The organism is Cupriavidus sp. YR651 (genome assembly GCF_900101625.1).
Lineage (GTDB): Bacteria > Pseudomonadota > Gammaproteobacteria > Burkholderiales > Burkholderiaceae > Cupriavidus.
The window spans coordinates 150592-176797 of the sequence record NZ_FMYZ01000006.1 but is presented as its reverse complement, the minus strand read 5'-3'; the positions used below and the strand labels follow the sequence as shown (position 1 = coordinate 176797).

The following is a 26206-nucleotide window of genomic DNA, read 5'->3' as shown; positions in this document are numbered from 1 at the left end:
CCCACCGCAGCGTCGCCGACTGGCCGACGACGCAAGATTGACTATGCCAGTTTAACGAACAGGATCGAGATCTGTGCCCCGACAATGTCGGTGCCGTCCATACGGTTGCGCAACTCGATGCGCGCTCCGTGTTCGTCAATGATCTTTTTTACCATCGCCAGCCCAAGTCCCGTACCTTTGGCTTTCGTGGTCACGTAGGGTTCGAACGCACGGCTGAGAATCCGTGGCGCGAAACCTGGACCATTATCTGCGATGGACAGCTTGACGGCCTGCCGGTCTTCGCCAGCAGAATCTTTGTATTCTACAGTCTCGGTGTGCAGAGTGATATGGGGCGCGGCCCTACCCGCCGCCACGTTGTCCGCCACCGCATCCTGCGCATTCTGCAGCAGATTGTGGATAACCTGTCGCAGCTGGGTCGGATCGCCCTTGATTTCAGGGAGTCCGGGGCCCAGCGCCGAATGAATCACCGGGTGTTCATGCACGGCGGGATCGTCAATCCCGTACAGATGCAAGACTTCTGCCACCAGGCTGTTGAGGGCCAGCGCCTGCACCACCGCGGGCGGCGTGCGGGCATAGTCGCGGAAGTCGTCCACCATCCGTTTCATTGCCGCTACCTGGTTAACGATCGTCGCAGCCCCGCGCTTTAGCACTTCCGCGTCGGAATGCTCAAGTTTCGGTGACAACTTCATCTGCAGGCGCTCGGCGGACAGCTGGATCGGCGTCAGTGGGTTCTTGATTTCATGCGCCAGCCGGCGCGCCACTTCGCCCCATGCGACCGAACGCTGGGCCGCGATCACATCGGAAATATCGTCGAACACCACCACGTAGCCGGGTTCGTCGCGGCTGCCGCCCGGCAAATGTGCGCCGCGCACCAGCAGGGTGAGCGGTTGTTCCTCGTCGCCCTGCGGCAGTTCGATCTGCTTCTGCCAGTGCTGCGCGCCACCCAGGACTTCGCTGGTGGTCTGCTCGGAGAAGGCCTGGCGGACGATCTCGCCAAACTCCCCCATGCCCGGGACTTGCTCGACACGCTGGCCCAGCACGCCCGCGAACGGCTGGCGGAAGATGCGTTCCGCGCCGGGGTTGGCCGTGATCAGCGCAAAGCGGCGGTCGAACACCAGCACCCCGGCGGTCAGATTCTGCAGCACGCTTTCGAGGTACGCCTTCGACTGTTCCAGCGCGGTGCGGTTTTCCTCCACGGCGATGCGGGCCTCGGACAGCTGACGGGTCATCTGGTTGAACTGCTGCGTCAGCATGCCCAGCTCGTCGCGGCTCTTGAGTTCACGCTTGGGCGAGAGATCGCCCTCGGCCACCTCCTTGGTCCCCTGCAGCAGCATCAGCAGCGGACGCGCCAGCTGGCCGCCCAGCAGCAGCGCGAGCATCACGGCGATGAACACCGCCAGGAACAGCGTCAGCGTCAGCGTGCCGATATACATCTTGCGCAGCCCCGTGCGTCCCAGCGCCTTTTCCTGGTACTCCTGGTACGCACGCTGGACCTCGTCCGCATTGCGGGCCAGCACGGCCGGCACGGGATGCAGCACCTGCAGATAGCGCTCCTCGCGCACCGTATCGCCGACGAGTCCGAAGCCGATCGCAGGCGCGTCTTCCGGACGCCGCTCCACCGAAAGGCCCGAGCCGGCCCAGCGGCTTCCGGGCGCGGTCATGGCGGCGCGCGGCGGGCGTTGCGCGGAGGCGGCGCCGGCAGCGGGCTTCGCCTGGGTGTCGACGGGCACCGGTGACGGCGCGGTCCCGAGCGGGATGATGACGCGCAGCCGGTACAGGTGGCTGCTATCGATGCGGTCCGGGCGCCGGCCCTCGGCGGCGGGATCGGTGCCGCCTTCCACCGCGGCATAGCCCCCGGCCATGCGCGCCTGCTCGGCCAGCATGCCTGACGGCAGGTCCGGGACCAGCGAGGCATAGTTGCTCGATGCGGTGGCCAGCACGCGGCCGCTGCCGGTGAAGATCGCGGCCTCCTGCACGCCATACTGTTCGCGCAGGCGGTTCAGCTGGAGCGATGTGGCGATGCCCGATGCCCCGGTGAGCTGATCGGCCATCAGGCGCGCCTTGCCCTGCAGGTCGGCCAGCGAGCTGTCGATGGTGGAGCGTCCGAGATTCAGGCCGGCTTCGAGCGCGGTCTCCACGCGCACGTCGAACCATGACTCGATGCTGCGCGAGACAAACTGCAGCGACACCAGGTAGATCAGCACGCCGGGCAGCACGCCCACCACGCCGAAGAACACGGCCAGCTTGGTCATCAGCCGCGTGCCAAACTTGCCGCGGCGATAGCGCAGCCACAGCGTGAACCCGAGCGCGCCGATGGTCAGGATCAGCAGGACGCCGACGACCAGGTTGATCTTGAAGAGGAGCGTGAAATACCGGTCGAAGAATTCGGTATTGGCGGAGGCTCCCGCCAGCAGTCCCACCAGCACCAACGCCAGGAAGACGATGATGCCCGCCACGATGCGATAGAGCACGCGGCGAAACCTGCTATCCCACGGCGTGCCGTTCATGGCTGGCTCGCGTTGGGCTGGACCAGTTGACTGGGGGACAGCACCGTGGACACCGTTTGCGAGAACGGTGTGCTGCGCGCATCGGCGACAGGCGCGGAGGCCGCGGCCGGCGTGGAGCCGGGAGCGGCGGGCGGCGGAGCCACTGGCGGCGGTGCGATCGGCGCGGGGAGCGGTTGCGGGGTATCCAGGTTGGTCGGTACCGTGTAGTTGAAGCGCTTCCAGTCAGAGGACAGGTTCCATTCGCGCGTGTTCACCGCGTTGATCTGGAACGGCTTGGGCAGCTGCGACAGGTCCAGCCGCATGCGGACCTCGGCGTGATAGGTCTCGCCGGGCTTGACCTGATTGCGCTCGAATACGCGCCACGCACGGACCTGCTGGATGAACTGGAGCGCGCTCTTCAGCCGGCTGAACGGCAGTTGCAGGCCGCCCGTGGAGACGCGGTACTGTCGCGTCAGCGGCTGGTAGGAAAGACGTACGCTGCGGCTGGCGTTGACCGGCTTTTCGTCGAACCAGTACCAGCGTGGCCGCGTGAGCTGGAAATCGACGACAAAATAGAGCGAGATGCCCTTGTGGAGCGCATCCTCGAGGGCGGGTGGCAGGTCGAAATCGAACGATGCCGCGAGGTCGAAGCCACCGTCCTGGTACTCGACGCGGGCCTCGTTATTCTCGATCAGCTGTGCCGACGCTCCCGGGCAGTGCACCAGCAGCGCCAGCAGCAGCAGGGCTACCACCCACCAGCCGCGCAGGATGCGGCCCAGCGGACCGGCTGGCAACCCGCGCGCTGCGTCACCCGGGACACGTAGGACGAACAAGCGCAGCGGGCTCAGCATCGGTTGAAATCAGGCGCGTTTCTGGAAGCGGGCGTAGTAGAAGCCATCGTGATCGGATGGCAGGCTTGCCTCGCCAGCGGCATCGCCACCGGCCGTTTCAGGCGCCTTCGTACCGGGCAGCAGTTGTCCCGGCGCCTGCAATCGTATCGCATCTGGTAGCTGCGCACCAAACCAGAGCGCCTGCTCTTCGCCTTCCGTTGGGAAAATAGAACAGGTCACATAAACGAGAATGCCGCCCGGCTTCAGCAGTGGCCACAGCTGCGAAACGATGCGCCGCTGTTCATTGATCAGGCGCCCGATATCGGATTCGCGCCGCAACCAGCGGATGTCCGGATGCCGCCGCACAATGCCCGAGGCCGAGCACGGCACGTCCGCCAGGATGCGGTCGAACTGCTGGCCGTCCCACCAGTCCTTCGGACGGCTGGCATCACCCACGATGACCTCGGCGTTCTGTCCCAGCCGGGCGAGATTGTCGTGAATGCGCGCGGCACGCTGCGCGTCGGTTTCCACCGCGGTCACATGGATGTCGGCGAGCTCCAGCAGATGGCCGGTCTTGCCGCCAGGTGCCGCACAGGCGTCGAGCACGCGCATGCCATCAGAAACTTCGCATAGTGGTGCCGCCAGTTGCGCGCCGGCGTCCTGCACGGAGACATCGCCTTCGGCAAAACCGGGAACCTGCGCAACGGGGAACGCGCGCACCAGCCGCACGGCCTGCGTGCCCACGGCTGTGCCGGCCATTCCGGCATTGGCGAGCTGCGTCAGGTATTGCGCCACCGAGATGCGCGAGGTGTTGACGCGCAGGGTCATCGGCGGACGCGTGTTGACGCTCTCCGCCAGCGTCTGCCATTGATCGGGATATGCGTTGCGCAGTTGCGTGAGCCACCAGCCCGGCAGGTTCCAGCGCGCTTCCTCGTCCTGGCTCACGGTCTGCATCAGCGTCTTGCGCTCACGCAGGAACCGGCGCAGCACGGCGTTCACGAGGCCGCGCGCATGCGCGGTCTTGGGCTCGGAGGCCGCCGCGCTGACGGCCTGATCCACCACCGTGAATTCGCTGTAGCCGCCGCGGCCAGGCTTCTCGGCTTCGCCTTGCTCGCCTTCCAGCAGCAGCGCCAGGGCCACGGCCAGCAAGGAATCGACGAGGGCGCCAGGCGGGCGCGTCACGAGCTGGGTGACCAGCGCGCGGGTGGTGCCGAACTGGCGCACCGTGCGGTAGGCCAGGTCCTGCACGGCGCCGCGTGTGGCGGCATCGCGCACGCGGTCCAGGCGCAGCTGGGCGGCGGCATCTTCAATGGCCTGCGGCAGTGCCGTGCCTTCGTGGACGCCGCGAACAGCCGCGGCGGCGCCGAGCATCTGGAAGGCAAGGGAATCGTGGGGCAGGCGCATGGGTATGACGAAAACTCGGAAAATCGAAAATCTGTGGAAAGCGACGCGTAATGGGTCACGCGCCCCGGCGGGCAATAAAAATACCCGCTGGCTCCGATAGGAACACAGCGGGCAGTTTACCCGTTGTCGGACGGGTTGCCGGATTCACGCAGCGGACGGGGTGGCGCTCAGGCCGGATAAGTGCCCGTCTGGGCCATGTGCATCAGGCGTGCGATGCGTTCCTCGGTGGCCGGGTGAGTCGAAAACAGGTTGGCGATGCCGCCGCCCGACAGCGGGTTCATGATCATCATCTGTGCCGTGGCCGGGTGCTCCTCGGCCGCCTGGAACGGAATGCCCTGCGCGTAACGGTGGATCTTGTCGAGCGCGCTGGCCAGGGCCTGCGGATCGCCACTGATCTCCGCGCCACCGCGGTCGGCCTCGAATTCGCGTGCGCGCGAGATCGCCATCTGGATCAGCGATGCCGCCAGCGGCGCCAGGATGGCCACGGCGATGCTGGCGATCGGATTCGTCCGATTGCCATTTTCGTCGCGGCCACCAAAGAACATCGCCATGTTGGCCAGCGCCGAGATCGCACCGGCCATCGTGGCCGCAATGGTCGAGGTCAGGATGTCGCGATGACGCACGTGCGCCAGTTCGTGAGCCATCACGCCGCGCAGTTCGCGGTCGGACAGCACGCGGAGGATACCCGTGGTGGCGGCCACTGCGGCGTGCTCCGGATTGCGGCCCGTGGCAAACGCGTTGGGCGCGTCCTCGTTGATCAGGTACACGCGCGGCATGGGCAGGCCGGCGCGCTGCGCCAGCTCCTGCACCATGTTGTAGAACTGCGGCGCGCTGCTGGCGTCGACTTCCTGCGCGTTGTACATGCGCAGGACCATCTTGTCCGAGAACCAGTAGGAGAAGAAGTTCATCCCGAGCGCGATCAGCAACGCGAACATCATGCCGCTGCGTCCGCCGATCATGCCGCCGATGACGATGAACAGCGCCGTGATGGCTGCCATCAGCATGAAGGTCTTGACCCAGTTGAACATGGCTTGCGCTCCATTTCGTCAGACGCGTACCCGCCCCTGCGGGACGCGATGACAGTTAGATAGTGCCGGGACGGTGGAAATTCAATGCCGATTGCAGGGTTTTACGCGGCTGGCCGGCTTGCCGGCCTATCGCTGCGTCAGGGCCAGCCGTGCGCCCAGGCCGATGAAGGCCGTGCCCACCACGCGATCCAGCCAGCACTTCAGGCGCGGCGTCTGCCCGACCTTACGTGTCAGTGTTCCGGCCAGCCAGGCGACCAGCGAGTTCCAGATCGTCGACATCAGCACCATGACGGCACCAAGCAGCAGGAACGCCGCCGCCTGGTGCCCGGCACGCGGATCCACGAACTGTGGGAAGAACGACACGAAGAAGAGCACCACTTTCGGGTTCAGCACGTTGGTCAGGAATCCCTGCATGAACAGGGCCCGCAGGCTGCGATGACCATTGCGCGGCTGATCCTGCGCGCCATCCGGCTCCCCGGCCAGCGCGGTGGAGCGCGACGCTCCCAGGCGCGGCCAGATCAGCTTCACGCCCAGCCAGACCAGGTAGGCCGCGCCGGCGAACTTGATGACCGTGAAGGCGGCTGGCGATGCCGCCAGCAGCGCGGTCAGCCCGAACGCCGTGGCCAATGCGTGCACGCAGCATCCGGCACTCACACCGAGCGCGGACATCACACCGGCCGCGCGGCCCTGTGCCACGCTGCGTCCGACGATATAGGCGGTATCCGGCCCGGGCGTGATGTTGAGCAGGAAGACGGCGCCGACGAACAGCGGCAGATCGATGATGCCAAACATGGCGTGAGGGCGTGGAACAGGACGAGTCTGATTATGCCTTGGCGTCGGGGACGGCACAGCGCGTGCCCGGCGGCAGCGGCATCGCCTGGAGGAACTGCTGCGCGGGCTGGCGGCGTCCTCCGGGTTTCTGGAGCTCGGTGACCTGCAGCGCACTGCCCTCCCCGCACGCGATGATCACGCCGGCGGCATCGGCCGCCAGCACCGTCCCCGGCGGGTGAGGCAGGCTGGTGGAGGCGGCCAGCGGTAGCGCCTGCCAGCACTTGATGACCGTATCGCCCACCTGCACCGTCGCGCCCGGGAACGGGTTGAACGCGCGCACCTGGTTGGCCAGCGCCGCGGCCGGGCGGGTCAGGTCCAGTGGCGCTTCTTCCTTGGCGATCTTCTCGGCATAGGTCACGCCGGCTTCCGGTTGTGGCGTGGCGGGCAGCGGCTTGCCGGCGGCGAGCTGGCGCAGCGCATCGACGATCATGCGGCCGCCCAGCGCGGCCAGCGTGTCGTGCAGGCTGCCCGTGGTGTCCGGCGTGCCGATGGGCACCGCCTCGCGCGCCAGCATGGCCCCGGTATCGAGCCCTTCGTCCATCTGCATCAGCGTGATGCCGGTTTCGGCGTCGCCGGCCTCGATCGCGCGGTGGATCGGCGCCGCGCCGCGCCAGCGCGGCAGCAGCGAGGCATGGATGTTCAGGCAGCCGTGGCGCGGCAAGGTCAAGACTTCCGCCGGGAGGATCAGCCCGTAGGCGGCCACGACCATCACATCGGGGGCGATCGCCGCCAGCGCATCGACGGCGGCGCCGGCCTCCTCGGGATACTTGCCCTGGCGGCGCAGCGACCGCGGCTGCAGCACCGGGCCGAGTCCGGCATCCAGGGCGAATTGCTTGACGGGGCTGGCCTGCAGCTGCATGCCGCGGCCGGCGGGGCGGTCCGGCTGGGTCAGGACGGCGACCACCGGAAATCCGGCGGCATGGATGGCCTCAAGGGCGATGCGCGCGAATTCCGGCGTGCCGGCAAAGGCGACGCGCAGTGGCTGGGCTTGAGTCATGGCAGATGTCCGCGATAAAACGACACCGGCCGCATAGCGGCCGGTACGTGTGTGTTCTTCGGAAGATGTAACGATAGCAGACCCCGCGCTCGGGGCGGCGCTACGGACGGCGACTGTTACATCCGCGACCGTACGCGCTTTTGCAGCTTTTGCTTGATGCGGTTGAGCTTGAGCGGCGACAGGTATTCAACGAACACCTTGCCCATCAGGTGGTCCATCTCGTGCTGTATACATACAGCCAGGATGTCGTCGGCATCGAGTTCGAAGCTCTCGCCCTTTTCATTGAGCGCGCGCACCTTCACGCGATCGGGCCGCTCCACGCGGTCGTAGACCTCGGGCACCGACAGGCAGCCCTCTTCCCAGACCTTGCGGTTGTCGCTGGCCCAGATGATTTCCGGGTTGATGAAGACCTGCAGTGCGTCGCGGGTCTCGGACACGTCGATCACCACGACGCGCTCGTGCACGTCCACCTGGGTTGCTGCCAGGCCGATGCCGGGTGCTTCGTACATGGTCTCGGCCATGTCCTTCACCAGTTGGCGGATGCGGTCGTCCACCACCTCCACAGGCTTGGCCACTTTGTGCAGGCGGGGATCGGGGTAGGTGAGGATGTCGAGTTTGGCCATGATGCTCGGGCGCAACGCCGGGTGCTGTCCACTGCCCGGCCGCGTTGCGGCGACGGGGGTTTCCATGCAGAATCGGGGCGCTAGTACAAAAATCAAGGCGCGCCGCAGCAGGCACGCTCTCCAGGGTCAATCCGGTCGTCTACCGGCCGGTTCACGAAAATGCGCGATCTTACCAAAGAACAAGCGGCGTCGGGCCGCAGGCTGCACGCGTTTACCCTCCTCATGCTGAGTGTCGCTGGCGTCACTGCCGGAGTCGGCATGACCGTCCAGGCCGCCGACCTCGGCGTCTCGCCGACGCAGTTGGCCCAGGCCGACCGGACGGCCCAGCAGGGCATCCCGGTTTCCGATCTGTCTCCCACTGCGCCAAGCCAGTACACAGTACGTGGCGGCGACACCCTGTGGGGCATCTCCGGACGCTTCCTGCGCCAGCCCTGGCGCTGGCCCGAGCTCTGGGGCATGAACAAGCAGCAGGTCCAAAATCCGCACCTCATCTATCCGGGCCAGGTGCTGTACCTGATTCAGCGCGATGGCCGTGCCTACCTGTCGACGACCGCGCCAGGCGGGGCGAGCGGCGACAGCCGCCTGTCACCGCGTGTCCGCGGCGAAGGCGTGGACGGCGACGCCATCCTGAGCATCCCGGCGGGCGATATCGAGCCATTCCTGTTCCGTCCGCTGGTGGTGGACCAGGGCACCGTCGATACCTCTGCACGTATCGTGGCACTGCCGGACGCCCGCGTCTACATGGGTCGTGGCGACTCGGCCTATGTGCGCGGCATCGGCGTGACGGACGCCGCCATCGGCAGCGACTGGCAGGCGTTCCGGCCGGCCAACCCGGTGCGCGATCCGATGACGCAGAAGGTCATCGGCTACGAGGCCCAATATGAAGGCAGCGTGCGCGTGGCGCATGGTCCGGAGGGCCCGGACGGCGTCAGCACCGTGCTGGCCACCCAGTCGCTGCAGGAAATGGGGCCGGGCTCGTTGCTGCTGCCCCAGCCGCCGCGCGAGTTGGTTCGCTATGTGCCGCACGCGCCGGAATCCGACGTGAATGCCCGCATCGCCGCGGTCTATGGCGGCGTGCAGTACGGCGGCGCCAAGCAGGTGGTGGTGCTCAACGCGGGCACCAACGCCGGCCTGGAACCGGGCCACGTCCTGTCGTTGTCGCGCGATGGCGGCAAGGTGAAGGACCCGACCGACCGCAACCGCGCGATCACGTTGCCGGATGACCGCTACGGGCTGGCCTACGTCTACCGCGTCTTCCCGGGCATCGCGTATGCGCTGGTGACGGACGCGACCAACCTGATGAAGGTCGGCGATATCGCCACGACGCCGCGTTGACAGGGTGCCGCGCGCCTGCGGGCGCGCCTTCTTCCGGGCCGGCGCTTGCGCCGGCTGCCGTCGTCACGACAACCGAAACGACACGCGACCCCGCTGACGTCGTGGCATGGCTGCGCCTGACCGCCACGCCGGGCGCAAGCGTTGCGGCCGTGCGCCGCTTGCTGTCCGCATTCGGACTGCCGCAGGCGGTGCTGGCGCAAGACGTCGCCAGCCTGTGCACGGTTGTCGAGCCTGCCGTGGCGCGCCGCCTCGCCGCGCCACCCGATGCCGCAATGGCCGCGTTGATCGACCGTACGCTTGCCTGGCTGGCCCAATCCGGCCACGCCATGGTGACGCTGGCCGATGCGGCCTACCCTGCGCGGCTGCTGGATCTGGCCGATCCCCCTCCGGTGCTCTATGTCAATGGCAATCCCGCGATGCTGTCGCGGCCCGGGCTGGGCATCGTGGGTGCGCGCAATGCGACCGCGCAAGGTACGCGCGACGCCAACACCTTCGCCAGCGCTTTCTCGGCAGCCGGGCTCTCGGTGGTGTCCGGGCTGGCGCTCGGCATCGACGCCGCCGCCCATGCGGGCGCGCTGGCTGGCCCCGGCGGTACCGTGGCCGTGATCGGCACCGGGGCGGATATCGTCTACCCTGCGCGGCACCATGCGCTGGCGCACCAGATCGTCGACGCCGGGGGCGCCATCGTCAGCGAATTCCCCCTTGGCACCCCGGGTTTGCCGAATCATTTCCCGCGCCGCAACCGCCTCATCGCGGCGCTCGCGCGCGGGGTGCTGGTGGTGGAGGCGGCCGAGCGGTCCGGGTCGCTGATCACGGCGCGGCTGGCCTCGGAAATCGGCCGGGAGGTCTTTGCGATTCCCGGCTCGATCCACGCCGAACTGTCCCGGGGCTGCCACAAGCTGATTCGTCAGGGCGCCAAGCTTGTGGAATCGGCCACCGATGTCTTTGAGGAGTTCGCCGATCTGGCGCCTTCGCTCGCGCCCGTGGCGGCGAAGCCGGCGCGTAGCCGGGATCGTGCGCGCCGCGGCGAGCCCTCAGGGGGTGCTTGCAAACCGGTGGCCGATGCCTCACGTACGCCCCGCAACGACGGCCAGGCGACGGGCCCGCTGGCCATCCCTTCCGACGCGCTCGGCGCCGCCCTCGCCTATGATCCTGTCACGTTCGATGCGTTGTGCGAGCGCAGTGGCCTGACTGCGGAGGCGGCGTCCGCAACACTTTTGCAGCTGGAGCTCGCGGGTGCGGCCGAGCGCCTGCCGGGCAACCGTTATCGCCGGCTGGCCTGATTTTGCGAGGACGCTACAACGACACGACGACGACCAATTTTCGAGGTGCAGCGGCCCGTCGCGGCAATATCGCTACAATCTGCCGCATCCGGTGCCGCCTGAGGCTCATGTTTCAACCGTCATGACCGTTTACTTTCCCGAGCAAGATCCCGGTGCCGTCCGCCAGGCGCTGGCCCAGCGGCCACGTGGCCGGCTGGTGGCCTGCCTGTGCGCGGACTGGTGCGGGACGTGCAAGGAGTACATGAGCGGGTTTGCGGCGATGGCCGGACGCCATCCCGACGATTGCTTTGTGTGGATCGACATCGAAACCCACGCCGACCGACTTGGCGAGGACATCGATATCGAGAATTTTCCCACGGTGCTGATTCAGCCGATTGGCGGTGGCGCACCGCATTTTTACGGCACAGTGCTGCCGCACCTGGAAGTACTGGGGCGCATGCTGGACCGCGGCGTAGCGATGCCGACGGCCACATCGGAAATCCCTGAAGTGCTCGACTGGTTGCTTGAGAACGACGACCGCTGAGTCTTGCTGCCGCCCGCTGCGCGGGTGGCGTTGCTTGCACGGCCGTCGGAACCGCGCTTATTATTGGCGCCTCAAAGCCCCAGCCGTGCTGTTTACATAGTTTGCAGTGCAATTCAAGAGGCGCTGACTTCCCATGAGGGAGCGGTGCCGCAAGGACCCGTTCAATGTCTAAAGCCCTCATCATCGCGGAAAAGCCATCGGTCGCCGCCGATATCGCGCGCGCCCTCGGGGGCTTTGCCAAGCACGACGAGTACTTCGAGAGCGACGACTACGTGCTGTCCTCGGCCGTGGGCCACCTGGTGGAAATTGCCGCTCCGGACGAATACGAGGTCAAGCGCGGCAAGTGGAGCTTCGCCAACCTGCCGGTGATTCCGCCGCATTTCGACCTGCGCCCGATCGCCAAGACCGAGTCGCGCCTGAAGGTGCTGAACCGCCTGATCAAGCGCAAGGACGTGACCGCGCTGATCAACGCCTGCGATGCGGGGCGCGAGGGGGAACTGATCTTCCGCCTGATCGCGCAGCAGGCCAAGGCCAAGCAGCCGGTGCGCCGGCTGTGGCTGCAGTCGATGACGCCGCAGGCCATTCGCGACGGGTTCTCCGCGCTGCGCGAGGATCTGGAAATGATGCCGCTGGCCGATGCCGCCCGTTGCCGTTCCGAGGCCGACTGGCTGGTCGGCATCAACGGCACGCGCGCCATGACCGCCTTCAACAGCAAGGGCGGCGGCTTCTTCCTGACCACGGTGGGCCGGGTGCAGACCCCGACGCTGTCGATCGTGGTGGAGCGTGAAGAGAAGATCAAGCACTTCGTGCCGCGCGACTATTGGGAAGTCCACGCCGAGTTCATCGCCGCCGGCGGCCTGTACGAAGGCCGCTGGTTCGATCCCAAGTTCAAGAAAAGCGAGTTCGATCCCGAGGCACGCGATTCGCGTCTGTGGAGCGAGGCGGAAGCCAAGAGCATCGTGGCCGCCTGCCGCGACAAGCCGGGCACCGTCACGGAGGAGTCCAAGCCGTCGACGCAGCAGTCGCCGGCCCTGTTCGACCTGACCACGTTGCAGCGCGAAGCCAACTCGCGCTTCGGCTTCTCGGCCAAGAACACGCTGGGCCTGGCCCAGGCGCTGTATGAAAAGCACAAGGTGCTGACGTACCCGCGTACCGATGCGCGCGCGCTGCCCGAGGATTACCTCGACACGGTCAAGCAGACCATGGACATGCTGGCCGACAGCTCGCCGAACTACCTGCCGCACGCAAAGAAGGTTCTTTCCAGCGGCTGGATCAAGCCGAACAAACGGATCTTCGACAACAGCAAGATCAGCGACCACTTCGCTATCATCCCGACGCTGCAGGCGCCCAAGAACCTGTCGGAACCCGAGCAGAAGCTGTACGACCTGGTCGTGCGCCGCTTCCTGGCCGTGTTTTTCCCGGCGGCCGAGTTCCAGGTCACGACCCGCATCACGGAGGTGGCCGGCCATCACTTCAAGACCGAAGGAAAGGTGCTGGTCAACCCGGGCTGGCTGGTGATCTACGGCCGCGAGGCCCAGGGCGACAAGGATGCTGCCAACCTGGTGCCGGTGGCCAAGGGCGAGAAGGTCAAGACCGACAAGGTCGAGAGCGTCGGCCTGACGACCAAGCCGCCCGCGCGCTACAACGAAGCGACGCTGCTGTCCGCCATGGAAGGCGCCGGCAAGCTGGTGGACGACGACGCCCTGCGCGAAGCCATGGCCGGCAAGGGCCTGGGCACGCCGGCGACGCGCGCGGCCATCATCGAAGGTCTGCTGACTGAGAAATATCTGGTTCGCGAAGGCCGCGAACTGATTCCCACGGCCAAGGCGTTCCAGCTGATGACGCTGCTGCGCGGCCTGGGCGTGGAAGAACTCACGCAGGCGGAACTGACCGGCGAGTGGGAGCACAAGCTCTCGCAGATCGAGCGCGGCCGCCTGAAGCGCGACGAATTCATGCGCGAGATCGCGCAGATGACGCAGCAGATCGTCAAGCGCGCCAAGGAATACGACAGCGACACGATCCCCGGCGACTACGCCACGCTGGACACGCCGTGCCCGCAGTGCGGCGGCCAGGTCAAGGAGAACTACCGCCGCTTTGCCTGCACCGCGTGCGAGTTCTCGATCAGCAAGATCCCCGGCGGCCGCCAGTTCGAGATCGAAGAGGTCGAGGAACTGCTGCTCAAGAAGGAAATCGGTCCGCTGCAGGGCTTCCGCAGCAAGATGGGCCGCCCGTTTGCCGCCATTCTCAAGCTGGCCAAGGACGACGAAGACCACTGGAAGATGGAGTTCGACTTCGGTCAGAACGATGACGAAGGCGATGGCGAGCCGGTGGACTTCAGCGAGCAGACGCCAGTGGGTAATTGTCCGAAGTGCGGCGGCTCGGTCTACGAGCACGGCATGAAGTACGTGTGCGAAAACGCTGTCGGCGCGCCCAAGTCGTGCGATTTCACGACCGGCAAGATCATCCTGCAGCAGGAAATCTCGCGTGAGCAGATCGGCAAGCTGCTGACCGACGGCAAGACGGATTTGCTGACCGGCTTCAAGTCGTCGCGTACGGGACGCAACTTCAAGGCTTTCCTGGCCAAGCAGCCGGACGGCAAGATCGGCTTCGAGTTCGAAGTGCGCGAACCCAAGGCCGGGGCCAAGGGCGCGGCGGCCAAGACTGCTGCCAAGGGTGCCGCGAAGGGCGCCGCCAAGACGGCCGAGGCCGAGGAAGCACCGGTGAAGGTCGCCGCCAAGAAGGTAGCCGCGAAGAAAGCGCCGGCGAAGAAGGCCGCGGCCAAGGCACCGGCCAAGACGGCTGCAACCAAGACCGCGGCAACCAAGACCCCTGCGGCCAAGAAGGCCCGCGTCGCCGCAAAGGCAACGGCTGACGCCGAAGAGTAATCGCTCACCAGCGGCCGGGGCGCCCGCCCCGCCGCTGTTCTCCCTCCGCGCCTCTCCTGCGCCGTCCCCCTGCGTTTCTTCCCTGCGCTTACTTGTGCGTGTGCGCCACTGTCGGTGATGCCTCGACGACGCGCTTGTTCCCTTCCTCAAGCAGGAAATCGATAAACGCCCGTACCTTGGTCGGCAGGAATTTCCGGCTGGGGTAGACGACGCTCACGTCGCGACGCGGCAACTGGTACTGCTGCAGGATGTGCGTCAGCCGGCCGGCTTCGATGTTGGGCCGCGCCAGGTAGGACGACAACATCGCGATACCCATATTGGCCAGCGCCGCCTGGTGCGCCAGCTCGGCATTGCTGCACAGCAGGCCCGGGCGGATCGGCACGGTCAGTTCGCCCTCGGGGCCGGACAGCGTCCACTCGTGCTCGGCATTGGGCAGCCGCATGGCGATGCAGCGGTGGCTGGTCAGGTCGTGGGCGTTGCGCAGCGGGGGATGCTCGCGCAGGTAACCTGGGGATGCGCAGAGGATGATCTCCGCGGAAATCAGCGGCCGCGCCACCAGGTGCGAGCCGAGCCCCAGGTCTGACAGCATCACGCCGACGTCCCGGCCCTCTTCCACGATGTCGACAATCCGGTCGGACAACTGGACGTCGAAGACCACATCCGGATAGAGCCGCTGGAAGCGTTCCAACGTCTGCGGCAGCAGGTGCAGGCCGAACATGACCGGGGTGACCAGCCGCAGCGTGCCCGATAGCGACTGGCTCCGCGCAGTGACGACGGATTCCGCCTCTTCCACGTCTTCCAGGATCTGGGAACAGCGTTGCAGATAGGTTTCGCCGGCATCCGTCAGGGACAGGCTGCGCGTCGTGCGATTGAGCAAGCGGGTGCCGAGATGGCTCTCCAGGTCCGCCACATAGCGCGTCACGACGGCGTTGGACATCTCCAATTGCTGCGCCGCACGGGCAAAGCTGCCAAGCTCGACCACTTTGGCGAAGACGCGCATCGATTGAAGCCGATCCATGACATAGTCTCCCGATTACCCCGTGAACCTTTACACGATCCGGGCGATTTATTGTTGAAACCACAATCAATCATTGTGGAGCGCAATATTTATTCATATCAGGGAAATGCCTAATATCGCAGCATCTGGTGCCGCATCGCAGCAAACGTACGTCGAGGCTGGCATCTTCCAAACAAAAAGGATTCGCCATGAAGCGCCAATTTGCCCTGATCGCTGCCCTGACCCTGGCCCTGTCGGCCGCCCCCGCCTTCGCCAAGGCTGGCAAGTTCGACACCTTCACCGACGGCGCCAAGGCCGGCAAGTTCGATACCTTCACGGATGGCGCGAAGGCCGGCAAGTTTGACTCCTTCGCCGATGGCGCCCGCTCGGGTGGCAAGTTCGACACTTTCACCGACGGTGCCAGGGCTGGCAAGTTCGACGTCTACACCGACGGCGCTGCCCTCTGATCCGCGCTTTCCGCATTCGACAAAAAGCCCGTACCTTCCCGGTACGGGCTTTTTGTTTGTGCGCTGCAGCGCGAACCCGGGACAAAAACTCGGGATAAAAAAACGGGCCGTGATGGCCCGTTTCTCATTGCTGCGAGGATCAGTCGTCGTGGTGATGACGGCGATGCTTGCTGCGCTTGTAGTAGCGGCGGTCGTCGTCGTAGGAGTTGCTGCGCGACACATTGCCGCCCAGCGCCGCGCCCGCGGCGCCACCCAGGCCGGCGCCTACCAGGCCACCGGTGCGGCCGCCCATGGCGTTGCCGGCCGCCGTACCGGCGCCGCCACCCAGGGCACCGCCGATGATGGCGCCGGTGCGCTCGCGACGGTTGGAGGTGACTGCGCCACCCGCGCCGCCGCCTACCGCGCCGCCGATCACGGCGCCGGTGCTGCCGCCGAGCGCGCCGCCCACGGCGGCACCCGCCACGCCACCCAGGCCGCCGCCGAGTGCATTGTTGAGGTCACCCCCTGCAAACGCCGGCAGTGCTGCTGCCGAAAGGGCAAGGGCCAGGGTCAGGTTGCGAACAGGATGGCGAGACATCATTTTTTCCTTGGTTGAGTCGTGCATCTGGAAGCGGAGTGTAGAGAAGGAGCCCTGCCGTTGCTGTAACGAGTTGTGAGGCCCTGTAACCCACTCCAGAAACGGTATCTAACGGCGCAAAGTCGCAGCGTAAACGCAACAGGGCGGCCCTGCGGGACCGCCCTTGTGGTGTGCAAGGCATGCGGGCTGGCCGATGACGATCAGCCCACACGCCGCGCCGCGCAGTCTAGCAGCACTTGCCCTGACCGCCGCCGTAGCGGGCCTCCTGGCGTTCGCGGAAAAACTCCTCGTACGTCATGGGCGCGCGGTCGGGGTGCGTGCTTTCCATGTGGGCCACATAGGTCTGGTAGTCGGGGAGCCCGACCATCAGTCGCAGCGATTGGCCCAGATAGCGGCCCATGGTGCCGATTTGTTCCAGCATGGCGGCCCTCCGCGGATCAGGATTGTGCCGAAGCCGCGCCAGGCATCGGCTCGAACGGCGTTTCGCTGTCGGTGCGGCGCGACTGGTTGCGAGCCTGCATCGCCGTCCTGAACCCGTAGAACACGATCGACAGCACCACGAACATGAACAGCGCGCACAGGCCGGCATCCAGGTAGTCATTGAAGACGATGCGGTGCATCTGTTCCATCGACTTGGCCGGCGCCAGCACCTTGCCCTGGGCGATGGCATCGCTGAACTTTGCCGCGTGGGTCAGGAAGCTGACCTTCGGATCGGCGTCGAACAGCTTCTGCCAGCCGGCGGTCAGCGTGCAGATCAGCAGCCACACGGTAGGCACCAGCGTCACCCAGGCGTACTGGCCGCGCTTCATCTTGACCAGCACGCACGTGCCCAGCACCAGCGCCACGGCGGCCAGCATCTGGTTGGAGATGCCGAACAGCGGCCACAGCGTGTTGATGCCGCCGAGCGGATCCACCACGCCCTGGTAGAGGAAGTAGCCCCAGGCAGCCACGGTCAGCGCCGTGGCGATCAGGTTGGCCGGCAGCGAGTCCGTGCGGCGCATCGACGGCACGAAGCTGCCCAGCAGGTCTTGCAGCATGAACCGGCCGGCGCGGGTGCCCGCGTCGACGGCGGTCAGGATGAACAGCGCTTCGAACAGGATGGCGAAGTGGTACCAGAAGGCCATCATGGCCTGGCCGCCGACCACCTGGTGCAGGATATGGGCGATGCCCACGGCCAGCGTCGGTGCGCCGCCGGCGCGCGAGATGATGGTGTTTTCGCCCACGTCCTTGGCGGTCTGGATCAGCACGTCGGGCGTGATGACAAAGCCCCACGTCGACACGACCTGCGCCACGGCGTCCGGCGTGGTGCCGATCACGGCGGCCGGGCTGTTCATGGCGAAGTACACACCGGGTTCGATCACCGACGCGGCCACCAGGGCCATGATGGCGACGAACGACTCGGCCAGCATGGCGCCATAGCCGATGAAGCGTGCGTGCGACTCGTTCTCCAGCAGCTTGGGCGTGGTGCCCGACGAGATCAGCGCGTGGAAGCCCGACACCGCGCCGCAGGCGATGGTGATGAAGAGGAACGGGAACAGGTTGCCCGACCACACCGGGCCACCGCCCTGGGCAAACTGCGTGAAGGCCGGCATCTTCAGCTCCGGCGCCACGATCAGGATGCCGATGGCCAGCGCGATGATCGTGCCGATCTTCAGGAACGTCGACAGATAGTCGCGCGGTGCCAGCAGCAGCCACACCGGCAGCACGGCGGCGATGAAGCCGTAGATGATCAGCATCCACGTCAGTGCCTTGCCGTCGTACGTGAACAGCGGCGCCAGCACGGCGCTTTCATGCACGTACTGGCCGCCGATGATGGCCAGCATCAGCAGCACGAAGCCGATCACCGACACCTCGCCGATGCGGCCCGGGCGGATGTAGCGCGTATAGATCCCCATGAAGAGCGCGATGGGGATCGTCACCGCCACGGTGAACGTGCCCCAGGGCGAGCCCGCCAGCGCCTTCACCACGATCAGCGCCAGCACCGCCAGGATGATGATCATGATCATGAAGCAGCCGAACAGCGCGATCATGCCGGGCACGGTGCCCATCTCGGACTTCACCAGGTCGCCCAGGCTGCGGCCGTCGCGGCGCGTGGAGATGAACAGGATCATGAAGTCCTGCACCGCACCCGCGAACACCACGCCGGCCAGGATCCACAGCATGCCGGGCATGTAGCCCATCTGCGCGGCCAGCACGGGGCCGACCAGCGGTCCGGCACCGGCGATCGCGGCAAAGTGGTGGCCAAACAGCACCGCCTTGTTGGTCGGCACGTAGTCCAGGCCGTCGTTATGGCGCCAGGCGGGCGTCATGCGTTTGGGGTCCAGCTGCATCACCTTGTCGGCGATGAAGCGGCTGTAGTAGCGGTAGGCGATCAGGTAGATGCAGAGCGCGGCAACCACGATCCACAGTGCGCTGACGGCTTCCCCGCGCGACAGCGCGACGGTGGCGAAGGCAAACGCGCCGAGGACGGCGACGGCCAGCCACAACAGGTGTTGTCCGATGCGATTCATGATGAAGGGTCTCCTCAGACCGGATTGAAAGGCCTGCGGCGACGTGAGGCGGGCAGCGGGGTGGTGCCGGGAATGGCGGCCGTGGACGATCCTGCGGTGAGGGGGGGTCTCCTGGATGTCTGCGGCGCGCCCGGTCTGTTCTCGTCTGATCCGGATCTTGTCGTGCAGGCAGGCAGTGCAGACCGACATTGGCTTCGGGATGCACCTACTGCGTCAGATTGCATCCGGCGAAAGACCCCGGCGCATTCCGGCGTGTAGTATTGACACCCGCCCATGTCGGCACAAGCGCGTAACTACGCAACATCACTGCGTAGTAGTACGCAGGCCGACGATGTATAGCGGCCTTGCCGGCATCGGTGTTTACCCCCGGGTCAGATGAAACTCCGCCAAAAGATACTCTTGCTCGCCGTCGCGCCGCTTGCCGTGGCCATGTTCGGCATCGCGCTGGCCGTGCGCTATCAGGCCACCGCGCTGGCGCGGCACGAGCGTGCGCTGGTGGAGGCCGCCTACCTCCAGAGCAAGGAAATGGAGCTGCGCCACTACGTGGAACTGGCGCAGAGCACCATCGCGCCGATGGTGCGCTCGGGCCGCAACGATGTGGCCACGCGCCAGGCCGCCATGGAAGCGCTGGCCCGTCTCGACTATGGCCCCGACGGCTACTTCTTCCTCTACGACCTTCAGGGCCGCAACCTGATGCACCCGCGCCAGCCCGAGCTGGTGGGGCAGGATTTGTGGCTGATGCGTGACCCGCAGGGGGCATTGACGATCCAGCAACTGATTGCCGCGGCCAAGGCTGGCGGCGGTTCGGTGCGGTACCAGTGGCGAAAGCCCTCCTCGCAGCAACTGGCGCCCAAGCTCGGCTACGTGGTGGCGGTGCCCGAGTGGGGCTGGATGCTCGGCACGGGCATCTACCTTGACGATGTGGAGCAGACACTGCGTCAGCTTGACGCGCGCGCCGAGACCGATATCCGCGAAACGATGGCGTGGATCGGCGTGATCGCGGGCATCAGCATCCTGCTGGTGGCGGCCAGCGGGCTGGCCCTCAACGTGAGCGAACACCGCGAAGCCGACGCCAAGCTGCGCCAGCTGGCCCAGCGCGTGGTGCAGTCGCAGGAAGAAGAGCGCGCGCGGCTGTCGCGCGAACTGCACGACGGCATCAGCCAGTTGCTGGTGTCGGTCAAGCTGGTGCTGGAAGCCGCCACCAACCGCATCCGGCTGGCGCCGACCGAAGGTGCGTCCGTGGCGCCCGTGCTGGGCATGGCGCTCGCCCGGCTCGATTCCGTCTTCAACGAAGTGCGACGCGTGGCGCGCAACCTGCGCCCCGCCCTGCTCGACGACCTTGGGCTATTCGCCGCGTTGCAGCACCTGGCGCGGGAGATGCAGGCGGGTAGCTCGCTCGGGGTCAAGGTGACGCAGACCGGGCAACCGCGCGAACTGTCCGACGACCAGGCCACGGCGCTGTTCCGCATCGCGCAGGAGGCGCTGACCAATGTGGAGCGTCACGCGCACGCCAGCCGCGTTGATGTGGCGCTCGAGTTTGCCGAGACGGCCACGCGGCTGACCGTGCGTGACAACGGCACCGGCTTCGACGTGGCCCGCATGCAGGTCGATCCGCGCCGTGGCATCGGCCTGCGCAACCTGCGCGAGCGCATGGCCGCGCTGGGCGGGCAGTTCGATATCGTCTCGGGCCCGGGCGGCACGCAGATTGTCGCGGCGCTGCCGCCGGCGCCGCCGAAACCCCCGACATCGCCGGCCGACGACCGGTCTCCGACGGCAGCGCACACCGCAGCCCCTACTTCGACTTCCGATTTTCCGCAGTCATGACCTACCCGCACGATGACGCCCCCGCGCTCACCGCGCCCGCCCGGAGCACGCCGGCCCGCGTATTGCTGATCGACGACCATGCGCTGGTGCGCGACGGCATGCGCATGCACCTGTCGCTGCAGCCGGGGCTGGAAGTGGTCGGTGAAGCCGACGATGGCGAGGCCGCGCTGGCGTGGCTGGCCAACCTCGACGAATCCCGGCGCCCGGAACTGGTGATTACCGATATCGGCATGCGTGGCATGGGCGGCATCACGCTGGCGGGCGCGCTGCACGAGCACTACCCGGAGCTGGCCGTGCTGATCGTCTCGATGCACGACAACCTGGAGTACGTGCGCCAGGCCGTGCGGGCCGGCGCGCGCGGCTACGTCCTGAAGGACGCGCCGGCCGACGAACTCCTGGCAGCCATCCAGGCCGTGCTGGCGGGCCGCGTGTTCTACAGTGCGCGCATTGCGCGCGGCATGGCCGCGCAGACCGTCGGGCCGCTCGATGCGCTGACGCCGCGCGAGCGCGAGATCCTTAACGCCATCGGTCGCGGACTTGCCAACAAGGAAATTGCCGCGCAGCTTGGCGTGTCGGTGCGCACGGTCGAAACCCACCGGCTCAATCTCAAGCGCAAGCTAGCCATCGACGGTCGCGCCGGACTGGTCAAATACGCAGTGCAGCAACTTGGCACGGACGCGGAAGGCAACTAGGCGGGCCAAGAGGCAGGCAACAATAAGCCAGCAAATCAGGCCAGCGACATCGGGCCAGCGACATCAGGCCGGACATGAAAAAAGGGCGCCACGCGGGCGCCCTTCCTTTCTTGCGGCAACGCGCGCGGCTTAGGCCGCCAGGCGCTTGGCCAGCGCGTCCTTCGTTTCCACGAGGGCTTGCGGCAGGTGGTGCTTGAGCTGCGCGAACAGCTCGTCATGCAGCGCCAGTTCCTGCTTCCACGCGTCATGGTCGATCGACGTGACCAGGTTGAACTGCTCGGCGGTGAACGACACACCGTTCCAGTTCAGGTCGGCATAGCGCGGCGACGTGCCGAACACGTGCTCCGCACCCTGACCCTTGCCTTCCACGCGATCGATCATCCACGACAGCACGCGCATGTTCTCGCCAAAGCCCGGCCACACGAAGTTGCCTTCGGCGTCCTTGCGGAACCAGTTCACGCAGTAGAACTTCGGCAGCTTGGCGCCGGTGGCTTCCAGCTTCTTGCCCAGCGCCAGCCAGTGGCCGAAATAGTCGCTCATGTTGTAGCCGCAGAACGGCAGCATGGCGAACGGGTCGCGGCGCACCACGCCTTGCTGGCCAGCGGCCGCGGCGGTGGTTTCGGAACCCATCGTGGCGGCCATGTAGACGCCTTCGGTCCAGTTGCGCGCTTCCGTGACCAGCGGCACGGTGGTGCTGCGGCGGCCGCCGAAAATGAACGCGTCGATGGCCACGCCAGCCGGGTTGTCCCAGTTGTCGTCGATCGACGGGCACTGCGACGCCGGGGCCGTGAAGCGGGCGTTCGGGTGCGCGGCCTTGGCGCCGGTCGCCTTGGCGATCTCGGGCGTCCAGTCCTTGCCTTGCCAGTCGACCAGATGGGCCGGCGCTTCCTTGGTCATGCCTTCCCACCACACGTCGCCGTCATCGGTCAGCGCCACGTTGGTGAAGATGACGTTTTCCTTGAGCGTCGCCATCGCGTTGTAGTTGGTCTTCTCGCTCGTGCCCGGGGCCACGCCGAAGTAGCCGGCTTCCGGGTTGATCGCGTACAGGCGGCCATCCTGGCCCGGCTTGATCCAGGCGATGTCGTCGCCGATGGTCGTGACCTTCCAGCCCTCGAAGCCCTTGGGCGGGATCAGCATGGCGAAGTTGGTCTTGCCGCAGGCCGACGGGAATGCCGCGGCCACGTGGTACTTCTTGCCCTCGGGCGAGGTCACGCCCAGGATCAGCATGTGCTCGGCCAGCCAGCCTTCGTCGCGGCCCATCGTCGAGGCGATCCGCAGCGCGAAGCACTTCTTGCCCAGCAGCGCGTTGCCACCGTAGCCCGAGCCGAACGACCAGATCTCGCGCGTCTCGGGGAAGTGCACGATGTACTTGGTCGGGTTGCACGGCCACGGCACATCCTTCTCGCCGGCAGCCAGCGGCTTGCCCACGGTGTGCACGCACGGCACGAACTCGCCGTCCGCGCCCAGCACGTCGAACACGGCGCGACCCATGCGGGTCATGATGCGCATGTTGACGGCCACATACGGGGAATCCGACAGCTCCACGCCGATATGGGCGATCGGCGAACCGAGCGGGCCCATCGAGAACGGCACCACGTACAGCGTGCGGCCGCGCATACAGCCGTCGAACAGGCCGGAGAGCGTCTGGCGCATCTCGGCCGGGGCGGTCCAGTTGTTGGTGGGGCCGGCGTCTTCCTTCTTGTCGGAGCAGATGAAGGTGCGGTCTTCCACGCGCGCCACGTCGGACGGGTCGGACAGGGCCAGGAAGGAGTTCTTGCGCTTGGCCGGATTCAGGCGGCGCATGGTGCCGGCGGCGACCATCTGTTCGCACAGGCGGTCATATTCCTCCTGCGAGCCATCGCACCAATAGATGCGGTCCGGTTTGGTCAGCGCGGCGATGTCGGCAACCCAGGCGACCAGTTTCTGGTTCTTGACCCAGGCCGGCACGTTCAGTGCCGGAGTGCCTTGCATTGTGGGATGGTTCATACAGCAACTCCAAAGCGAAAAAGAAAACCTGGCGAAGTCCGGCCGGTGCCGTCCGGGCGGTTGCTGCGGGGAAAGTCGGTCGGTGGAGGCAATGCCGCACAGGTTCGATCTTCATCGATGTTCGGCAAGATGCACCCCGCCATGTGACCGTCACATCCCGTTACAACTCGGGGACAACCAAATCCGCGCAAATTGTCACGGACGTCCCTGCGGCTGCGATACAGTTGCGCTTCGCCCGCGCATGGCGGGCGGCAGGGGCCGGTCGGGCTTTGTCCGGCGACAAACAGGTGACGGGAGCGTGGCTCGACCAGCCTGTCGCGTCGCAGGAGCGGGCAAGGATACCACCGCGGCAATCCCCTGTTTTTTGCTGCGCAGCATTGTTCCGCCTGCCAGAACGCCTGTGCGCCGGGGTCGATCGTCGTGCCGCAAGTCGGACTGGCCCATGTCTGCTGTCAATGTTGTGTCAGGGAAGCCAACAATACTGTCGGGCGCGCGCCGATTCTGTTGCCGCGCGCACCAAGCCGCCACCAGTCATAAGAGTCACCGAGTCACACATGAAGATTGCCGTTCTCGACGATTACCAGGACGCCGTACGCAAGCTGCCGTGCTTTGCACTGCTCGAAGGCCATGACATCAAGGTCTTCAACAACACCGTCAAGGGCGTGGGCCAGCTGGCCGCCCGCCTGTCGGACGTGGAAGCGCTGGTCCTGATCCGCGAGCGCACGCGCGTGACGCGCCAGCTGCTGGAAAAACTGCCCAAGCTCAAGATCATCAGCCAGACCGGCCGCGTGGGCAGCCACGTCGACCTGGAAGCCTGCACCGATCGCGGCGTGGCCGTGCTGCAGGGCGTGGGATCGCCCGTGGCGCCCGCCGAACTGACCTGGGCGCTGATCATGGCGGCCCAGCGTCGCATTCCGCAGTACGTGGCCAGCCTCAAGCACGGCGCCTGGCAGCAGTCCGGCCTGAAATCGACCACGATGCCGCCGAACTTCGGACTGGGCCAGGTGCTGCGCGGCCAGACGCTGGGCATCTGGGGCTACGGCAAGATCGGTCGCCTGCTGGCTGGCTACGGCCGGGCCTTCGGCATGAATGTGCTGGTCTGGGGCCGCGAGGCCTCCCAGCAGGGCGCGCGCGAGGACGGCCTGAACGTGGCCGCGTCCGCCGAGCAGTTGTTTGCCGAGAGCGACGTGCTGTCCCTGCATCTGCGGCTGGCCGACGAGACCCGTGGCATCGTCAAGCTGGCCGACCTGCAGCGGATGAAGCCGACGGCCCTCTTCGTCAATACCAGCCGCGCGGAACTGATCGAGGAAAACGCGCTGGTGGCCGCGCTGAACCGTGGCCGGCCGGGCATGGCGGCGGTGGATGTGTTCGAATCCGAGCCGATCCTGCAGGGCCACGCGCTGCTGCGCATGGAAAACTGCATCTGCACCCCGCACCTCGGCTACGTGGAGCGCGACAGCTACGAGCTCTACTTCCGCACCGCGTTCCAGAACATCCTGGACGTGCTGGCCGGCAAGCACGACAGCATCGTCAATCCCAAGGCGCTCACGCCTGCGCTGTCGCGCTGATTCATCCAGGAGACGCCGGGTCTCATCGAGCGTCTCCTTCCCCACATTTCCGCAGGTCTGACGGGCGGCAAAACCGCTACACTCGGGGCAATCTTTCCGCCCCAATCTCCTTTTTTCTTCGGTTTCGGCCCTCATGGACCCCAGGCTACTGACGCTCTGCGTCGGCAATTTCGTCATCGGCACCGGCGCGATGATCGTCACCGGCATGCTGAATGATATTGCCGCCGACTTCGGCCTGGGCGTTGCCAGCGCGGGGCAGCTGATCTCCGTATTTGCCGTGGCGACGTGCGTCGGGGCGCCGCTGTTTGCCACGCTGGGCTCACGGATCGACCGGCGGTTGCTGCTGTGCGCGGCGCTGCTGATCTATGGCGCCATGCACCTGGCCGCGGCGCTGGCCCCGAGCTTTGCCGCCCTGATGGCGATCCGCTTCGTGACGGCCATCGGCGCCGCCATCTACACGCCGCAGGCCGCCGCCACGCTGCCGCTGCTGGTCGATGCCCGCACGCGCGGGCGGGCCATCAGCTTCGTCTTCCTGGGGTGGAGCGTGGCCAGCGTGGTCGGCATGCCGATGGGCACCCTGATCGCCAGCACGCTGGGCTGGCGCTTCAGCATGGGCATCGTGGGCGTGCTGGCGCTGGCCGTCGCCGTGGCGGTATGGCAGGCCATGCCGGGAGGATTGCAGGTGGCGCCGGTCGGCCGCACGGCGTGGGCCGCGGTGCTGCGCCACAAGCCGATCATGCTGGTGGTCATGACCACCATGATCCAGTCCGCCGGCATGTTCACCATGTTCACGTATATCGCCCCGCTGATGCGGGACGTGCATGGCATCAGCGGCGGTGCGCTGAGCCTGATGTTCCTGGCCTACGGCGCCTGCGGCGTGGCCGGCAACGTGCTGGCGGCATCGCGCATGGATCGCGTCACGCCCAGCCGGATCGTCCAGGTGGCGCTGCTGACGTCGCTGGCGGCGATGCTGCTGTGGCCGCTGGCCGGGCTGCACACGGTCCTGCTGGTGGCGCTGTTCATGCTCTGGGGCGTGGGCGGGTTTGCCACCAACAGCGCGCAGCAGGCGCGGCTGGTGGCCCTGGGTCCCGACAAGGCCGCCGCGTCGATTTCCCTGAATTCCTCTTCGATCTACCTTGGCCAGGCGCTGGGCGCCATGGTTGGCGCGGCCATCTACACCATGGCCGGTCCCGATGCGCTGCACTGGGGTGCGGCGGCGCTGATCGGGCTGGCACTCGCGATTTCGCAGCGGGCGCGGGCGCTCGGCTGCCACTGGACACCACCAGGAAGGACGCAGCAGACATCCCCGTAGAAAGTCAGCGCGGGACAGGTATCCCGCGCGGGCCTCGCCAACGCAAGG

The 26206-nt window shown here is 66.5% G+C and carries 21 protein-coding genes; 9 read left to right on the top strand and 12 right to left on the bottom strand.

Going from position 1 to position 26206, the window contains the following annotated elements; genetic code table 11:
* Window positions 1–41 precede the first annotated feature (41 nt).
* From BLR29_RS18090 to def, 7 genes are all read right to left on the bottom strand, one after another.
* Window positions 42–2507: a sensor histidine kinase gene (locus BLR29_RS18090; protein WP_092138410.1), complete on the bottom strand. Its 2466-nt coding sequence runs from the start codon at window positions 2505–2507 to the stop codon at window positions 42–44.
* On the bottom strand, window positions 2504–3337 hold the full coding sequence (locus BLR29_RS18085) for a DUF4390 domain-containing protein (RefSeq protein ID WP_092138409.1): 834 nt from the start codon (window positions 3335–3337) through the stop codon (window positions 2504–2506). The genes BLR29_RS18090 and BLR29_RS18085 overlap by 4 nt, the downstream gene beginning before the upstream one ends.
* Window positions 3338–3346: 9 nt before the next feature.
* Window positions 3347–4720, bottom strand: a complete 1374-nt coding sequence (rsmB, locus tag BLR29_RS18080; protein WP_092138408.1) for a 16S rRNA (cytosine(967)-C(5))-methyltransferase RsmB — start codon at window positions 4718–4720, stop codon at window positions 3347–3349.
* Window positions 4721–4887: 167 nt separating this feature from the next.
* Complete coding sequence (gene htpX / locus BLR29_RS18075; protein WP_092138407.1) at window positions 4888–5748, bottom strand: zinc metalloprotease HtpX; 861 nt, start codon at window positions 5746–5748, stop codon at window positions 4888–4890.
* A 126-nt stretch (window positions 5749–5874) separates the two neighbouring features.
* Window positions 5875–6540, bottom strand: coding sequence for a LysE family translocator (locus tag BLR29_RS18070; RefSeq protein WP_092138406.1), 666 nt, complete (start codon window positions 6538–6540; stop codon window positions 5875–5877).
* 31 nt (window positions 6541–6571) lie between these two features.
* The gene (fmt, locus tag BLR29_RS18065) at window positions 6572–7576 is read right to left on the bottom strand and encodes a methionyl-tRNA formyltransferase (RefSeq protein WP_092138405.1); all 1005 of its coding nucleotides are present in this window, start codon (window positions 7574–7576) and stop codon (window positions 6572–6574) included.
* A 116-nt stretch (window positions 7577–7692) separates the two neighbouring features.
* Window positions 7693–8199 carry a peptide deformylase gene (def, locus tag BLR29_RS18060; RefSeq protein WP_092138404.1) on the bottom strand — a complete coding sequence of 169 codons (507 nt, stop codon included), beginning with the start codon at window positions 8197–8199 and terminating at the stop codon, window positions 7693–7695.
* Window positions 8200–8358: 159 nt separating this feature from the next.
* Between def and BLR29_RS18055 the strand changes: the two genes are divergently transcribed.
* From BLR29_RS18055 to BLR29_RS18040, 4 genes are all read left to right on the top strand, one after another.
* Window positions 8359–9534: a LysM peptidoglycan-binding domain-containing protein gene (locus tag BLR29_RS18055; RefSeq protein ID WP_092138403.1), complete on the top strand. Its 1176-nt coding sequence runs from the start codon at window positions 8359–8361 to the stop codon at window positions 9532–9534.
* A 101-nt stretch (window positions 9535–9635) separates the two neighbouring features.
* Window positions 9636–10817 (top strand): DNA-processing protein DprA, encoded by a 1182-nt coding sequence (gene dprA, locus BLR29_RS18050; RefSeq protein WP_255371304.1) that lies wholly within the window; start codon window positions 9636–9638, stop codon window positions 10815–10817.
* Between the two features lie 121 nt (window positions 10818–10938).
* Window positions 10939–11340: a thioredoxin family protein gene (locus tag BLR29_RS18045; protein ID WP_092138401.1), complete on the top strand. Its 402-nt coding sequence runs from the start codon at window positions 10939–10941 to the stop codon at window positions 11338–11340.
* 164 nt (window positions 11341–11504) lie between these two features.
* Entirely contained in the window at window positions 11505–14225 is a 2721-nt protein-coding gene (locus tag BLR29_RS18040; RefSeq protein ID WP_092138400.1) for a DNA topoisomerase III, read from the top strand.
* Between the two features lie 88 nt (window positions 14226–14313).
* On the opposite strand, the gene BLR29_RS18035 is transcribed toward BLR29_RS18040, so the two are convergent.
* On the bottom strand, window positions 14314–15243 hold the full coding sequence (locus BLR29_RS18035; RefSeq protein WP_092138399.1) for a LysR family transcriptional regulator: 930 nt from the start codon (window positions 15241–15243) through the stop codon (window positions 14314–14316).
* A 188-nt stretch (window positions 15244–15431) separates the two neighbouring features.
* On the opposite strand from BLR29_RS18035, the gene BLR29_RS18030 reads away from it, so the two are divergent.
* On the top strand, window positions 15432–15689 hold the full coding sequence (locus BLR29_RS18030; RefSeq protein ID WP_092138398.1) for a hypothetical protein: 258 nt from the start codon (window positions 15432–15434) through the stop codon (window positions 15687–15689).
* Window positions 15690–15828: 139 nt separating this feature from the next.
* On the opposite strand, the gene BLR29_RS18025 is transcribed toward BLR29_RS18030, so the two are convergent.
* The 3 genes from BLR29_RS18025 to BLR29_RS18015 form a co-directional block, all read right to left on the bottom strand.
* A complete protein-coding gene (locus tag BLR29_RS18025; protein ID WP_092138397.1) occupies window positions 15829–16266 on the bottom strand; it encodes a hypothetical protein in 438 nt (145 codons plus the stop codon).
* Between the two features lie 226 nt (window positions 16267–16492).
* Entirely contained in the window at window positions 16493–16687 is a 195-nt protein-coding gene (locus BLR29_RS18020; protein ID WP_092138396.1) for a YbdD/YjiX family protein, read from the bottom strand.
* A gap of 16 nt (window positions 16688–16703) precedes the next feature.
* Window positions 16704–18776 (bottom strand): carbon starvation CstA family protein, encoded by a 2073-nt coding sequence (locus BLR29_RS18015; protein ID WP_092138395.1) that lies wholly within the window; start codon window positions 18774–18776, stop codon window positions 16704–16706.
* 375 nt (window positions 18777–19151) lie between these two features.
* Between BLR29_RS18015 and BLR29_RS18010 the strand changes: the two genes are divergently transcribed.
* Together BLR29_RS18010 and BLR29_RS18005 are read left to right on the top strand one after the other, a co-directional pair.
* Window positions 19152–20600 (top strand): cache domain-containing protein, encoded by a 1449-nt coding sequence (locus BLR29_RS18010; RefSeq protein WP_255371303.1) that lies wholly within the window; start codon window positions 19152–19154, stop codon window positions 20598–20600.
* Window positions 20597–21292 carry a response regulator gene (locus BLR29_RS18005; protein ID WP_092138394.1) on the top strand — a complete coding sequence of 232 codons (696 nt, stop codon included), beginning with the start codon at window positions 20597–20599 and terminating at the stop codon, window positions 21290–21292. Before BLR29_RS18010 ends, BLR29_RS18005 begins: the two co-directional genes overlap by 4 nt.
* A gap of 129 nt (window positions 21293–21421) precedes the next feature.
* Here the strand turns inward: BLR29_RS18005 and BLR29_RS18000 are convergent, their stop codons facing one another.
* Window positions 21422–23278, bottom strand: coding sequence for a phosphoenolpyruvate carboxykinase (GTP) (locus BLR29_RS18000; protein WP_092138393.1), 1857 nt, complete (start codon window positions 23276–23278; stop codon window positions 21422–21424).
* Between the two features lie 554 nt (window positions 23279–23832).
* On the opposite strand from BLR29_RS18000, the gene BLR29_RS17995 reads away from it, so the two are divergent.
* Together BLR29_RS17995 and BLR29_RS17990 are read left to right on the top strand one after the other, a co-directional pair.
* A complete protein-coding gene (locus BLR29_RS17995) occupies window positions 23833–24846 on the top strand; it encodes a D-2-hydroxyacid dehydrogenase family protein (protein ID WP_092138392.1) in 1014 nt (337 codons plus the stop codon).
* A gap of 133 nt (window positions 24847–24979) precedes the next feature.
* A complete protein-coding gene (locus tag BLR29_RS17990; protein ID WP_092138391.1) occupies window positions 24980–26158 on the top strand; it encodes an MFS transporter in 1179 nt (392 codons plus the stop codon).
* Window positions 26159–26206 lie beyond the last annotated feature (48 nt).